This window comes from Idiomarina sp. MD25a, from assembly GCF_001870515.1.
Classification (GTDB): Bacteria; Pseudomonadota; Gammaproteobacteria; order Enterobacterales; family Alteromonadaceae; genus Idiomarina.
The window spans coordinates 1,211,627-1,225,184 of the sequence record NZ_MDGT01000003.1; the positions used below are offsets into that span (position 1 = coordinate 1,211,627).

General features: G+C 47.6%; 14 protein-coding genes and 1 tRNA gene. 9 read left to right on the plus strand and 6 right to left on the minus strand.

Annotated features, from left to right (window positions below):
• Positions 1 to 61: 61 nt before the first annotated feature.
• Genes BFR57_RS09790 through BFR57_RS09800 form a run of 3 tightly spaced genes read right to left on the minus strand, consistent with a single transcriptional unit; the run spans position 62 to position 2,975 of the window.
• Positions 62 to 484: a DUF3293 domain-containing protein gene (locus BFR57_RS09790; protein WP_071463761.1), complete on the minus strand. Its 423-nt coding sequence runs from the start codon at positions 482 to 484 to the stop codon at positions 62 to 64.
• Entirely contained in the window at positions 477 to 2,096 is a 1,620-nt protein-coding gene (locus tag BFR57_RS09795) for an acyl-CoA dehydrogenase family protein (RefSeq protein WP_071463762.1), read from the minus strand. The genes BFR57_RS09790 and BFR57_RS09795 overlap by 8 nt, the downstream gene beginning before the upstream one ends.
• An 18-nt stretch (positions 2,097 to 2,114) precedes the next feature.
• Positions 2,115 to 2,975 carry a hypothetical protein gene (locus tag BFR57_RS09800; RefSeq protein WP_071463763.1) on the minus strand — a complete coding sequence of 287 codons (861 nt, stop codon included), beginning with the start codon at positions 2,973 to 2,975 and terminating at the stop codon, positions 2,115 to 2,117.
• A gap of 93 nt (positions 2,976 to 3,068) precedes the next feature.
• On the opposite strand from BFR57_RS09800, the gene BFR57_RS09805 reads away from it, so the two are divergent.
• Genes BFR57_RS09805 through BFR57_RS09825 form a run of 5 tightly spaced genes read left to right on the plus strand, consistent with a single transcriptional unit; the run spans position 3,069 to position 7,711 of the window.
• Positions 3,069 to 3,569 (plus strand): alpha/beta hydrolase, encoded by a 501-nt coding sequence (locus BFR57_RS09805; protein WP_071463764.1) that lies wholly within the window; start codon positions 3,069 to 3,071, stop codon positions 3,567 to 3,569.
• Complete coding sequence (locus BFR57_RS09810; protein WP_071463765.1) at positions 3,566 to 3,985, plus strand: HIT domain-containing protein; 420 nt, start codon at positions 3,566 to 3,568, stop codon at positions 3,983 to 3,985. The genes BFR57_RS09805 and BFR57_RS09810 overlap by 4 nt, the downstream gene beginning before the upstream one ends.
• A 37-nt stretch (positions 3,986 to 4,022) precedes the next feature.
• Positions 4,023 to 4,622 (plus strand): biliverdin-producing heme oxygenase, encoded by a 600-nt coding sequence (locus BFR57_RS09815; protein WP_071463766.1) that lies wholly within the window; start codon positions 4,023 to 4,025, stop codon positions 4,620 to 4,622.
• 17 nt (positions 4,623 to 4,639) lie between these two features.
• Complete coding sequence (locus BFR57_RS09820; RefSeq protein ID WP_071463767.1) at positions 4,640 to 6,706, plus strand: sensor domain-containing diguanylate cyclase; 2,067 nt, start codon at positions 4,640 to 4,642, stop codon at positions 6,704 to 6,706.
• Positions 6,707 to 6,721: 15 nt separating this feature from the next.
• Entirely contained in the window at positions 6,722 to 7,711 is a 990-nt protein-coding gene (locus tag BFR57_RS09825; protein ID WP_071463768.1) for a Fic family protein, read from the plus strand.
• On the opposite strand, the gene BFR57_RS09830 is transcribed toward BFR57_RS09825, so the two are convergent.
• On the minus strand, positions 7,668 to 9,050 hold the full coding sequence (locus BFR57_RS09830) for an MBL fold metallo-hydrolase (RefSeq protein ID WP_253183624.1): 1,383 nt from the start codon (positions 9,048 to 9,050) through the stop codon (positions 7,668 to 7,670). The genes BFR57_RS09825 and BFR57_RS09830 overlap by 44 nt on opposite strands.
• A gap of 167 nt (positions 9,051 to 9,217) precedes the next feature.
• Between BFR57_RS09830 and ctlX the strand changes: the two genes are divergently transcribed.
• The 3 genes from ctlX (at position 9,218) to BFR57_RS09845 (ending at position 12,214) form a co-directional block, all read left to right on the plus strand.
• Positions 9,218 to 10,129 (plus strand): citrulline utilization hydrolase CtlX, encoded by a 912-nt coding sequence (gene ctlX, locus BFR57_RS09835; protein WP_071463769.1) that lies wholly within the window; start codon positions 9,218 to 9,220, stop codon positions 10,127 to 10,129.
• Positions 10,130 to 10,136: 7 nt separating this feature from the next.
• The gene (locus tag BFR57_RS09840; RefSeq protein WP_071463770.1) at positions 10,137 to 11,780 is read left to right on the plus strand and encodes a diacylglycerol kinase family protein; all 1,644 of its coding nucleotides are present in this window, start codon (positions 10,137 to 10,139) and stop codon (positions 11,778 to 11,780) included.
• 122 nt (positions 11,781 to 11,902) lie between these two features.
• A complete protein-coding gene (locus BFR57_RS09845) occupies positions 11,903 to 12,214 on the plus strand; it encodes a hypothetical protein (RefSeq protein WP_071463771.1) in 312 nt (103 codons plus the stop codon).
• Positions 12,215 to 12,226: 12 nt separating this feature from the next.
• Here the strand turns inward: BFR57_RS09845 and BFR57_RS09850 are convergent, their stop codons facing one another.
• A complete protein-coding gene (locus BFR57_RS09850) occupies positions 12,227 to 12,871 on the minus strand; it encodes a cation transporter (RefSeq protein WP_071463917.1) in 645 nt (214 codons plus the stop codon).
• A 125-nt stretch (positions 12,872 to 12,996) separates the two neighbouring features.
• Here BFR57_RS09850 and BFR57_RS09855 point away from each other — a divergent pair, with 125 nt between their 5' ends.
• On the plus strand, positions 12,997 to 13,425 hold the full coding sequence (locus BFR57_RS09855) for a DUF2892 domain-containing protein (protein ID WP_071463772.1): 429 nt from the start codon (positions 12,997 to 12,999) through the stop codon (positions 13,423 to 13,425).
• Between the two features lie 23 nt (positions 13,426 to 13,448).
• Here the strand turns inward: BFR57_RS09855 and BFR57_RS09860 are convergent.
• Positions 13,449 to 13,525 (minus strand) — tRNA-Pro (locus BFR57_RS09860).
• Positions 13,526 to 13,558 lie beyond the last annotated feature (33 nt).

A 13,558-nucleotide genomic window follows, 5' to 3' on the forward strand; every position in this document is an offset into this window, starting at 1 on the left:
TTGAGTAAAATTTCTATTAACAATTTCTACGAACAAGATCGTATTTAGGATTGAATATTTTTTATGAACTTGTCCAATGCAGCGCGATGCCTTGCTCTCGATTAATACGTACAAAAGCGTTTTGTTGATAGCGTTGATTAAGCGGATAAGCCGAAGCGAGTGGCAAGTCTTTAATAGCAACACCATGTTCTACCGGCCAGTCGCATTGAGGGGCGAGTGCTGAAGTCGGAAAAAAGTGGATGCCAAGATGACGCAATTGCTGCGTCAGTTGATAGTGTTGCTGATTGAATGTAACGCGATCACAGCGTTGACTACCTGGATTATCAACCGTAATGATTGTCAATGAATGACAATGCGCGGCGTTTAATACACGCTCAGCATATGCTTGCGCGTGCAATGTCGAGAGCGTAAATCGGCGTCCCATGATATCAAGCCGATACAGGGCTGCTTCATAGGCAGCATCGAGAGAACCTGTGTTAACCAACGGTGAAACTATCCTTAACCCACTGGTGTGCCGTATCAAAATTACCGACCAAGGTACCTAAATTACGCCCTGACCGATGTAACAGGTTATCACAGACCAGGCGGCTGCGCTCCGGCTGCATATGCTGGATAGCGAGTGCAGCCTGCGTTAACAGCGCAATTTCATCAACTAGACGACGCGCATTAAACGGCGATGGCGGGTACTTATCAAGTTCTTGCTGTAAACGTTCAACAGCTGCGTCATAGCGATTGTATTGACCACGGCTACGCGCAATAAAATCAAACCACGTTGTCAGCAGTTCGGAATCTTTTTCGCAGGCACGCAGCACGTCTAAACATTGGATGTTACCAGAACCCTCCCAAATCGCATTAATCGGCGCTTCTCGGTAGAGTCGTGGCATAGGTGTATTTTCCATTACCCCCATGCCGCCTATTACTTCCATTGCCTCGTAGGTTACCTGAGGCGCGCGTTTACATATCCAATATTTTCCGACAGGAACGAGCAAGCGTGCTAAGCGCTTGGCGTTGGTGTCGCTGCTATCGAGCCACTGAGCAACCGTAAGCGTCCAAAGTAGCGCACAATCACTTTCGATAGCCATATCGCATAGGAGATTAACCATTAATGGTTGCTCAATGAGTCGTGCTCCAAATGCGCTTCGGTAATGACAATGATGCAGCGCTTGCACAAGCGATTGCCGTAGCAGGGCAGACGAGCCTATCATGCAGTCAAACCGTGTCATTGCGACCATATCAATAATGGTGCGTACACCTTTACCTTCGGCTCCAAGCAAACGCCCTTCAACATCAACTAATTCGACTTCGCATGAAGCGTTCGATTGATTGCCCATCTTTTGCTTGAGCTGCTGAATATGTATTCCATTGCGGGTCCCGTCTTCACGCCAACGAGGCACCGAAAAGCAGCCGAGCCCGTGCTTAGTTTGTGCGAGCATCAAAAACAAGTCGCTCATGGGCGCCGATAAGAACCACTTGTGGCCGTTCAATAAGTAGACTTCACCTTCACCTGCTGCACCCTGTGGTGTCGCTTGAGTGGTATTACTACGCACGTCCGAGCCACCTTGTTTCTCCGTCATCCCCATACCCACAGTCAAAGCCGACTTCTCATAAAACGGAATGTCGCGTCGATCGTAAAGTGGTTGCAAAAGTTGTTCACGCAATTGCGGATATAAAGGACTTTGTTGAAGTACAGGAATGGCGGCAAACGTCATGGTAATAGGACATCCATGACCCGCCTCAAGTTGGCTATTCAAATAATAACGAATCGTTCGTTCAACGTGAGAATAAGGAGCCGATAATCGCCAAACACCGTTATGAAGCTTTTGTTCCGCCGCAATCTGCATCAGTTCATGATAACTGCCGTGGTAAGCTATGTGATTGATTCGCTCGCCATAACGGTCATGGGTAAATAATTCGGGTGGATAATGATTGGCTGCATAACAACGTTCAATGTGTTGAGCACTGCCGAGTAGTGCCCCTAATTTAACCCGTTCGTCTTGTTCAGTAGCCGCTGCAAAGTGGTAAGCGCATCGCTGCAAAAAGCAATCACTTTGATACACATTATAATCGACAAGATGAGGTGGTTGATTCAGTGGCATAGTATGGATATCTAAAGGTTAATGCCTATTATTGAACTCGGGTCGTGGGCGATCAGCGCCGAGCCAAAGATCTAAAGACTGGCGAAAATCTGAGTCGCTTTTCACTTGTTCAATAACGCGGTTCATATTGTTAATTGCATGCTGTCCCCACTGGTTATTACTGCAACCGACAGCACCAAGTATTACTGAGTCGCTGTTTTCTTTGATCGGAATAAATACGAGCGGTTCAAAATCTGGGTTTGTTTGACCTTCCGTGCGTTGGAAGTAGGTCATCAGCATCTTATAATCGAGCGTGTAATCAATTCGACCCGTGGCAATCATCGCCATTAAGTTCATGTGCGCACCTTCACCCGATACCTCTTGGAAGTGGTCGGACGGTATTAAGTAATCTTCAACGATAGGCTGTAATTCACCATAACGACGTTCAATGGGTTGTGCGAAACGGTAATTGCTTTGCGCCAAGGCAGTAAATGACAACGGCTCACCGAATGCTTTAATTAACTGTTGAGCATTTGACGCGGTCGTGATCACGCCGTGCGGCGGGTACGCATGTGTTACATCCGAGAAAATAAAGTCTTTGTTGTAATCACTGCCTTTAATTAAGCATGGAAAGCACAAGTGTTGGTTTTTTCGCATTAACATGGTGATGCGGCGTGAGGGCAATTTGCGCGTGCTTTGAGAAAGCGCCGGTAATTCGCGTTCAAAGGTGTCAACTAATGTATCGCAAAAGCCCTCGTGCTCGTATTCGCCTTGCCAAATATGGAAGGGGGGAGATACATTAACGCCCCAAATAATATCATCATGCTGGTCGGCAAACGCCCATGACGAGGCACACAACATAAACAGAATTGAAGACACTTTTAGCTTAGTACCCATCATAAATTGGTTCTCTACATGTTAGAGTCATATCTATCGTTGATTTTTTCTAACAAAAAATCAATATATTTTTAAATGTAAGTTATAGGGGCGAAAATGACAAAGATCGTTTTCAATCACGGCAAAGAAAGTGGCCCTTGGGGGCATAAAATCGAGGCGCTCGCGAAGGTTGCAAAAAGTCGAAACTTTGCGGTAGACAGCATTGACTACCAAGATCAACTGGACCCAGATGAACGTGCGGACCGCTTGACTCAATATCTAAATGAGGATGAGGGGGAGCAGGTTATTTTAGTTGGCTCGAGTATGGGCGGATACGTTGCATTGGCGAATAGTCAGCATCGCAAAGTCAGAGGGTGCTTTTTGATGGCTCCAGCGCTCTATATGGGTGGTAAAGTCGACTTTGATACGGTGCGCCCAACCGGACCTGTCACTGTGGTTCATGGTTGGCAAGACGATATTGTTAAGTGGCAAAACAGTGTTAAGTTTTGTCAGCGCATTGCCGCGGAGTTGCATCTAATTGACGATGATCATCGACTCATCAACCGCCTTGATGTCGTCGTGCGCGACTTTGAGCTGTTTTTGGAGCGCATGGCATGACCGATTTTGTACTCGATACTCGTTTAGCTAACGATTCGATTTTGCTGGCGCGAGGGCCATTATCACAACTGCGCCTAATGAAAGCAGCCGACTGTGTTTGGTTTTTACTGGTGCCCGAGCAAAACGATGTGAGCGAAATTACCCAGTTATCAGAGAGTGAGCAGTTTAACCTGTGGAAAGAAAGCCAAGCGTTGAGCGAGTGGTTGTTACGACAGTACCCGGAATGTAAATTAAATATCGCTGCGATAGGGAATGTCGTTAGCCAGCTGCACGTCCATCATGTTGTTCGTTTTCCTACGGATCCGTTTTGGCCTGCACCCATATGGGGTCAAAAAATGAGTCGTTTTCACTCGGAAGAGCAGGTTGAGGCGATACGTTCAGGCTTGAGCGACTGTTCTAAATTTATTTTGGTTTAAGGTGATCGATAATATCGGCAAAACCGTTAGATAAGTCATGAAAAAACACTCTGCACTGTTACATATGAAGCAAGCAACCGAAAACGCTCACCGAGCGGCGGAGCGGACGGGGCTAATGCAGCCTTTAATGCGCGTTGATGTGAGCGTGGATGATTATTTGCATGCGCTCAATGGCCTCTATCACTGGTTAGATCAATATGAGGTGTGTTTGCAAACCTGGTTACCAAAGCAGGTTGAGCGGTCGGGGGATTATCACTATCAGCCCCGCACGAGCCATATTGTCAGTGATATTCATGCGTTAGGGGGATTTACACCGCCGCCGCAGATACACCATGAGCAAGCTTTATCGGTTTACCAAGCGCTCGGATATGCCTATGTCATCGAAGGTAGCACACAGGGTGGACGTATACTTAAGCAGAGACTGGAACATGTCTTGCAGCTTGATGACAAAGCGACAAATTACTTTGGTTTTTATCAGCAGGGTAATTGGCAACGATTCATTCGTGCGTTCGAGCGTCTGTCACTTACTGATGCACAACTGCAGGAAATGACAAACGCTGCTCTCAGCGCATTTCGCTCGTTCACAGAAGTTGCGGAGCAAGTCGCGCAACGTGTCAGCTCAAGAGTAGCTCATTAATTATCTAGGTGGTGTTCGTGCCCGACAGTAACTCGGTTTCATATCAACAGGCCATGGAAAACTGTGCCAAAGAGCCCGTGCATGCACCACAGTGCGTGCAGGCTATTGGTTGCTTGCTCGCTATCGATATAAAAGGCGATCACATTGTTGCGGTAAGCGAGAACAGTGAAGCAATATTGCGTCGTTCTGTTGATGATTTAATGGCAAAGCGCTTGGATGAGTGCATGTCGGATGATTTCGTCAGTCAGTTCAACGACGCAAGACAACGATTAAAGAATGGTTCAGAGCACGAGATTGTGGCATGGTCAGACGGTCAACATGACTTTTTTTCCCGAGTTTACTTTAGTCAATCTTGGTTGGTGATTGAGACTGAGCCTGATAGTGCAACGTCGGATTTGAAGCGTTCATGTTACTTTGATAGAGCACTACTCGATATTTCAAACGCTAAAAGCGTCGAGCAAACGATGCAAAAGCTGTGTCATGCCATTGCCGAACTAAGCGGCTATGAACGCGTTCTGGTATACAAATTTGATGGTGACTGGAACGGTCGAGTGGTCTGCGAGCACACCACGTGTGAGGATATTGAAAAGTACATTGGGCTGAGTTTTCCGGCGAGCGATATTCCAAGCCAAGTGCGTGAACTGTATCGGGTTAATCCGATTCGTTATATCGCTGATGTAGACACCGAGGATGCGATGATCCGTTACGCTGAGTCACTCTCACCAACGCGGCTCGACTTGTCGCTAGGAACACTCCGTGGCAAATCGCCCATTCATACAGAGTATATGAAAAATATGGGATTACAGCGCTCAATGTCGGTCGCTGTGTTTGATCAGAGCCAGCTTTGGGGGTTGGTTTCCTGTCATGGCGTGTCAGCGCAGCAATTGTCGTATTCGACTCGACTCAACATTCATTCGTTAGTAAAACTGGCCGAGCAGCGTTTGATGCTCCATAAACAATTTGAAGCCGACCGTTTCTTTGATCGCGTTGAAGAAAGTCGCAAAGCGCTTCTTGATCGTAAACGCGAAATCAAATCGCCGCAGCATCTTTTAGAAGACGAGGGTGACTATTGGTTGAAACTGTTTGAAGCCACTGCGGTGGCGTTGATAACGACTCAAACTCATCGCGTGGTCGGCGACGAAATTGATGTATCAACGCTACAAAAAGTTAGGGTCTGGCTGAACGAGAACCATGGTGTTACTGGGCTGTTTACCGAACGCGACTGTCGCTTATCTGAACTGAGGCAAGCGATTCCTGAGCTTCCTTATTGCGGTGTGCTTGCGGTTTCAATGCCCGTTGATAAACGTAACCAAGGTTGGTTGGTATTTTTCCGCCAACAAGAAACCGAAGTATTTCGTTGGGCGGGTAGTCTAGAAAAAGGGGATGTACGTGAGTACCAAGGGCGGCAAGTACTTTCGCCGCGAAACTCGTTCAAGCAATGGCAGCAAGACGTGGATGGCTATGCACCTGTATGGACAGAGATTCAGGTGGAAGCGGCTAAAACGCTCGCAGAAGATCTCGCCATCGGAGCGTCTGCTTTCCAAATTGAAAAGTTGAATCAAGAACTAACGGAAGCGAATGAGCGTCTGGAGCATCTGGTGCACACCGATGCGCTCACGCAAGTTTGGAACCGTTATCATATGGAACAAACTTTAGAAGAAGAAGTAAAACGGTGTGAGCGTCATGGTAGAGACCTTTCCGTTATTCTATTAGACATCGATCACTTTAAACGTGTTAATGACGACTACGGTCATGATGTGGGTGATCATGTACTTAAACTTATCAGTGAGGCGCTGGACAAGTGGTTACGCAGTAGCGATGTGTTTGGCCGTTGGGGCGGCGAAGAGTTTTTAATCATAGCCCCAGAAACTGATCTTGAAAGTGCGGGTCAACTGGCTGAGCGATTACGACGGCGATTAGCGAATCTACAATTTGACAAAGTTGGTCAAGTCACGGCAAGCTTTGGCGTAGCCCAACTGTCGCGTGCTGAAAGTCGTAACAGTTTGGTTAAACGCGCTGACAACGCGTTATACCAAGTCAAAGAGTCTGGACGGAACAGTGTGGAGGTCTCGCCAGGCAAATAATAAAAGGAATAAAACATGTGGCCTCAACTTGAGTGGTCAACCCGTTCTGAGCTTTTAAACCTTGCCGAACAGGCAGGGGGGATTATCGCTCAATTTGAATCGGTTGAGGTCGACAGTGTAACGGCTCAAACGTGGCTTAACGAAAAGCAGACAGCCAGTATTGAATGTGAAAACCTAAATGCTCATCGTATTAATCTCTCGGCACTTTATGACCATATCGAGCACTGGGACCCGCTAAACGAACAAGCATTAAAAAAAGCACATCGGCAGTTGATGTTGAACTTGAGCATGCGTGCAGGTCAGTACCGCGGTACTTCAGTCGCTATTTATCATCACGGCCGTAATATTTATGCTTCACCACCCGCCACGGGTATCGCACGAACACTCAGCGAATTATTTACCGAACTCAACGCCGATCATTGTCATCCCCTGTATCGCGCTGCACTGTTTTTTAATGTCTTTGAAAGTTGGCAACCGTTTGCCGAAGCGAATGGTTGTATCACACGATTTTGGCTCACCCTATTGATGCGTTCTTGGCACCCACTTTTTCAATGGCTCAATATTGAGCAAAGTTGGCTAGCATCAATCGACGAACTGGCAGAAGCGCGACAAACCGAACGTAATGAGCGAGCCGAAGCGTATATCCTGTGGCTGACTGGAGTTCTCCGAACGAGCTTGAATGAACTCACGCAAAAGCTGGCTATCTGCAGTGAGCAAACAGTGGATGAAGTGCAAAAAAGTTCGGATAAGTTTTCGGATGTATGTTCGGTAAAAGGTTCGGAAAAATGGCCGACAGCCCGCAAAGTACTGTTTTTAGTCAATAAAGAACGGGGGATTAGCGCGCAACGTATTGCCGAACTGTTGGGTTTGAGTTCGAGAGCTGTAGAGAAGCAATTTGCCCGACTCAAACAACAAGGTAAGCTCGAACGCGTGGGTAGTCCACGAGGCGGTTATTGGCGCGTTATGGTTTCTCCGTCGCAACAGTTATCGTTACCGGAATGCTAAACTGCTGACGTATTTTTTCAGCCAAGGTATGTTGTGCTGGCGCAGAACCGTGTACCAAGCGAACGGCTTGGACGGGAAATTCAGCATTGCCAATAAAAGCGAGTAATTCGTCCTGATCAGCATGGGCGGAGTAACCGGTTAGCGAATATACCTGAGCATTTACTTTTCTTTTTTGCTGGTTAATCGTCACTACATCACCCGTAGCCGCTCGTTGAATCTGCTCACCCAGCGTCCCTTTCGCTTGGTAACCAACAAACAATATATCCGTGCGAGGATCTTCTATCAACGCATCAAGATAGTTAATAATGCGTCCTCCGGTACACATCCCTGAGCCTGCAATCACAATGACCGGCTCAGCCGTCGATTTGAGACGGTTAACCAAAGCGAGGTGCAAGCTATGCTCATCCACTGGGTGTGCGTGGCTAAAGTCTAACGGATGTCGTCCATGAGCTTGGCGAGACCGGCTGGTTGCATCCCATAGGGCTTCATGGTGCTGGTAGATGTCAGTTACTTTGTTCGCCATTGGCGAATCGATGACAATCTCGGGAAAATCGGTGTCCTTTGAAGACGCGTGTTGGTGCCAAATTTGTTCAAACTCATAGAGCAGCTCTTGCGTGCGGCCAATGCTAAATGCAGGAATTAAAATGGCGCCGCCATCGACAACAGCACGTTTTATAATCGACTCGAGTTGTTGTGCTCGATGACTGCGGTCACCATGCGACCGATCCCCATAAGTGCTCTCTAAAACAAGTAAATCAGCGCGTTTAAGCGGTGTTGGATCGTTGATTAGCGGTGAGTTACGGCAGCCTAAGTCGCCGGAAAAGACAACACGTTTATGCAACGGCTTAATATCAAAACAGAGATAAGACGAACCCAGTATGTGTCCTGCCTCTTCGAACGTGATGCTAAGTGAGGGTAGAACATCCACCGTTTGACCATATTCACAAACAACCACATGCCGCGCGAGCAATGTGTTAAATGCCGCGAGTGCGCTTTCGTCGCGGATACCTGCGAGTTGCAGAGAGTCGCCCAGTACCAATTGCATTAATGCAAGTGTGGCTGCCGTACAGTAAATCGGGCCACGATAACCCAGCGCGAGCAACTGCGGTAACCGGCCGACATGATCGAGGTGTGCATGAGTAATAAACACAGCCGCCAAACTATCGACATCGACATACGGCGTTAAGTCATCCTCTTGCGCGCTACCCTGAAATGCGCCGCAGTCGATCATCACCGTTTGTTGAGCGTTTAAATGCCATAAGTGGCACGAGCCTGTCACCTGCCAAGTACCACCTAAATGTGTTAAATGGATTGGCCACTCGATGGATAGTTCATTCACAGTGTTTAGCCTTATTTACTTTTTTGCATAGTGTAGCTTAGTTTAATTTACTGACACGGAGATATAGCCGACATCGTGTGTAAGCCTGAGTCACTCGCATTGCGCAAGCTTAACCAACACCAGTAGAATAGCGGCTTGCTGTTTTTGATGAAAAGGAAGTTAACGTAGTGAGTCAATTATGCAGTCGAGTGGCCATGGTGCGCCCACATCATTTTCGCAGTAATGAGCAGACCGCGGCAGATAATCGTTTTCAGCAGCTCGATGATGCGCGTGTCGAAGCCGCTGTGAGTCGCTATGCACGTGAAGAGTTCGATGCCATGGTAGCGCAGCTTAATCAGCAAGGGGTTCGTGTTGAGGTTTTTGACGATACCACGACCGACACACCGGACTCGGTATTTCCCAACAATTGGTTTACCAGTCATGCGGATGGCACACTCGTATTGTACCCCATGCACTGCGCTAACCGCCGGTTAGAGCGACGTGTCGACATTATTCAAAGCTTAGGACAGGACTACGTGATCACCCGTACCGTTGATCTGACCGGCTTTGAGTCGCAAGGGTTAAGTCTTGAGGGAACCGGCGCGCTGGTGTTTGATCCACTGAGTCACGATGTTTACGCGGTGCGTTCGCAGCGAATGAGCGATGTCGTGTTAGCAGAGCTAAGTAAGCACATCGATTGTAATCCTGTGGTGATTGACGCGCATGACCGCGAGGGCATACCCATTTACCACACCAATGTGCTCATGAATGTGGGTGAGCATATCGCCATGTATGCGCCGGAACTGGTCGCACCGGCTTATCGTGATGACTTGGCACAGCGCTTAGCGTATGGTGATCGATGTGTGATTGAACTCACGGGCTCACAAATAGAATCCTTTGCTGGTAATGCCTTGGAGCTCGTGGGACGAGAAGGGCCGATATTGGTTTTATCACAAACGGCGGCAAAGGCATTAACCCGGCAACAAAGGGATCAAATTGAGCAAAAAGCGCGTATGCTAATATGCAACCTGCCAACGATAGAGCAGGGCGGAGGCTCCGCGCGCTGCATGATAGCGCAACTACAATGGCAACCAAGATAGGATACTTATGGGCTCAAAGGCGATACCTTATTATTATTTATGTGGCGCGCTCGTCGCGCTAGTGCTGACCTATATACTTCCCACCTGGCCATTAAAAATTGCCTTCGGTTGGACCTGTATCGCCTTAGCGCTAATCGCCTCTGCTTATTGGTTGAACACCGCTCGATTGTTTCGTAAGAAAGCGAACGGACGTATTCCTTGGTACATACGTTGGTCATTGATCCCGTTCCTGATTGGTGTACGCGTTTATAACGCCATCGCACGTCGGCAAGATGATTTACCAGTGTTTCAAAAGGTCGCGGATGGAATCTATGTAGGAAGACGCTTATTCAGCGGCGACCTGAAGGCGATCAAAGACGTGCCGATTAATGCGGTACTCGATGTCACGGCTGAATTTGATGCGCTTGACTGGTCGGCTGAACGCGCCGAGGTGAATTACTTAAACGTTCCGGTGCTTGACCATTTGGCGCCGTCTCACGAACAAATTCATCAAGCTTTGCAGTGGATCCACGAGCAACAACGGCAAGGCCACAATGTATTAATTCATTGCGCCTTGGGGCGTGGACGTTCAGTGTTTATGGCGGCCGCCTATTTACTGGCGCACAGTAATACGAAAAACATCGATGACGTGATGAAGAAAATCCAAGGTGCGCGTAAAGTTGCGCGATTAAATCATCAACAAAAGAAGGCACTGCAACAGTTTATCGATGAACACCAAGAGTTGATGATTAAGCGTGCGTACATTGTCGCTAATCCGGTATCCGGTGGCGGTAAATGGAGTGAATATGCACAGCCGCTTAAGGATACGCTCACACCGTATTTCGAGTTAACAGTGATTGAAACGAAAGAAGATAAAAACGGTACCGAATGTGCACGTGAGGCGCTTGAGCAGGGCGCTGAGTTGGTCATTGCTTGTGGCGGCGATGGTACACTGACTGAAGTGGCACAAGCGCTCATCGGCCATGATTGTAAGATGGCGATCGTACCCATGGGCACAGCAAATTCCTTGAGCCAGGTGCTATGGGGACTCAGTAGTAAACTGAGCCCAGTGGATGTCGCCTGCGAAACGATTATTGAGGGTCGCTGTAGGCAAATCGACTGTGGCTGGGTCAATGAGCAATTGATGCTTTTGTGCGCTGGCGTGGGCTTCGAACAGCAAATGATTGAGCAGGCAGATCGCAGCGCCAAAGATAAGCTAGGTCAGTTAGCGTATATTCAAGGTTTATGGCGCGCACTGAGTGAAGATAAACAACTGCAGTTGCAAGTAACCATTGATGAGGGTGAAACCGAAACGTGGGAAACAGCTAGTTTGATTGTTGCCAATGCGGCACCGATGACAACCTTGTTGGCACAGGGCGATGGTGAGCCCGTGATCGACGATGGCAAACTGGATGTAACGTGGCTCGATTCAGAGCAGGGTGAGAGTTCACCGGTAAAAAGCTTAATCGAGCTCTTGTACGCCAGCATTACCGAAGACCAAGTGGGGATGAATACCCATCACACACGCATAAAGCGTATTCACCTAGCACGCCGTGATGGTGAGCGCTTAGACTACGTCGTCGATGGAGAACCTTACTCAGCGGATGAGTTAGATATCAAGGTTGAAAAGCATGCACTGCAGATCTTGGTGCCTGATCGTATTGATTACTAGATAATCGAACGCGGCAATCGAGCCTAAAGGTCTTGTGAAATAGCGGTCATAAATCATACGAATAGAGCTGTGCGCGTGAGTTGTGGTATACTGTGTACAAATTAATCAATATTAAGTGAGTTATGATTGATTTCGTAGGCTGGTATAAGCAACCCGAATTAGACGGTGTAAATCCCCGCACCGCACACCGCGCCATTACCGTGGCTAAGTTTCGCGCCAAACTGTATCGCAGGGGCAGCTTTCTGCTGCGTCAGTGCGCCCTGTTGTCCGTTGTGGCGGCACTTCTAATTCTACCGAGCTGGCACCACTCAGTGATAAGCGCGGTGATTATTATTAGTTATCTTGGTTTGGCGAAATGGCTTAACATCCGAGCTTATCGCACCTATGCACTGCCATTATTGCCACAGGCAGTGCAGGATGCCTCCAAGTACTAACAACTTAGGCTATTAACCACAACACGTCGAAATATCGGTTTTTTCGCCCGCTTTGACGGCATGAGCGTCTTTGATAATGCGTAGCGCCGAACGTAGCACAATGATCGCGATGATTGTTGCTATCAACAAGTCTGGCCACGCTTTATTAATGGCGCTTACCATCCATGCAGAAAGAATGACACCGGCATTCATGAGCATATCGTTACGCGAGCAAATCCAACTGGCGCGAATGTTGATATCGCCATTACGTGAGCTGTACAGCAAGGCAAAACAAATAACATTCACCAGTAATGCTAAGCCGGCTATCCATAGCATCATGTTGGAATTGGGTTCGCTGCCCCAAATCAACCGCTGTGCAACATCACCGAGCACCAACAACGCGAGAGCTGTTTGTAATATGCCATTAAAAATAGCCGCATTCGCTTTGTATTTAATTGCCTTACCCACCGCATACAAACTCACTGCATAAACCAGCGTATCGGCAAGCATGTCCAATGAGTCAGCAATTAAGCCGCTGGACTCGGCTATCCAACCGGCAATGAACTCAACGAAAAACATCACACCATTGAGCACCAATACAGTCCATAGTAAGCGTTTCTGTGCGCTATCCATTTGCGCTTGTGTATTAGACACTCCGCCACCGCAGCATGAAGACATTTGAACATCCATTAGCAAAAATTTTGCCGCCATTGTATCAAAAAGTGGGGTGGGACGGATGCCTTATTGCGGTAAAAAAGGTACATTAACGCCGAACTTAATTAAGCGAATAAAAACAATAAGTCATGAAACAATATAAATTTCCATTTAGTAAAAAGGAGCGAGTCATTCGCTTTTTTATCTCTGCTAGTACTTTATTGCTCGGTGCTAGCATCATGTATTTACATAACGACTGGACTTATTTAGGAGGAATTATCGGTTTAAGCATGTTGCCGCTTTACAGCATTTTTCTTAAAGCTCAGCGTCCAGAAACGATCAAAAACATGCTGTATTTACTCGAGGTGCGCGGTGATTACTTACGTGTGGGTATGGAGCAAATCCCAATCGATAAATTGAAACGGGTTGCAGTAGGGCCTTTAGATAAGGACTTTGCCATTTTACAGTTTCCTTATAATCCAATGTATCAAATTGACTACAGCTTTCCGATACAACAACTGAATGACGTACGAGCGTGGTTTCGCTCTGAATTACCTGATGTGGAATTGATAGAGTAATTAAGCAGGGAAAAGAGAAGAATTGGTCGGCGTGAGAGGATTTGAACCTCCGACCCCTGACACCCCATGACAGTGCGCTACCAGGCTGCGCTACACGCCGACCGAGGAGAGCTATGTTACTGATTTATGAGCT

Excerpts from the sequence above, each read along its gene's own strand:
- BFR57_RS09795 (WP_071463762.1), bottom strand. The coding sequence starts at position 2,096 with ATGCCACTGAATCAACCACCTCATCTTGTCGATTATAATGTGTATCAA.
- BFR57_RS09800 (WP_071463763.1), bottom strand. The coding sequence starts at position 2,975 with ATGATGGGTACTAAGCTAAAAGTGTCTTCAATTCTGTTTATGTTGTGT.
- BFR57_RS09805 (WP_071463764.1), top strand. The coding sequence starts at position 3,069 with ATGACAAAGATCGTTTTCAATCACGGCAAAGAAAGTGGCCCTTGGGGG.
- BFR57_RS09810 (WP_071463765.1), top strand. The coding sequence starts at position 3,566 with ATGACCGATTTTGTACTCGATACTCGTTTAGCTAACGATTCGATTTTG.
- BFR57_RS09815 (WP_071463766.1), top strand. The coding sequence starts at position 4,023 with ATGAAAAAACACTCTGCACTGTTACATATGAAGCAAGCAACCGAAAAC.
- BFR57_RS09825 (WP_071463768.1), top strand. The coding sequence starts at position 6,722 with ATGTGGCCTCAACTTGAGTGGTCAACCCGTTCTGAGCTTTTAAACCTT.
- BFR57_RS09840 (WP_071463770.1), top strand. The coding sequence starts at position 10,137 with ATGGGCTCAAAGGCGATACCTTATTATTATTTATGTGGCGCGCTCGTC.
- BFR57_RS09845 (WP_071463771.1), top strand. The coding sequence starts at position 11,903 with ATGATTGATTTCGTAGGCTGGTATAAGCAACCCGAATTAGACGGTGTA.
- BFR57_RS09850 (WP_071463917.1), bottom strand. The coding sequence starts at position 12,871 with ATGTCTTCATGCTGCGGTGGCGGAGTGTCTAATACACAAGCGCAAATG.
- BFR57_RS09855 (WP_071463772.1), top strand. The coding sequence starts at position 12,997 with ATGAAACAATATAAATTTCCATTTAGTAAAAAGGAGCGAGTCATTCGC.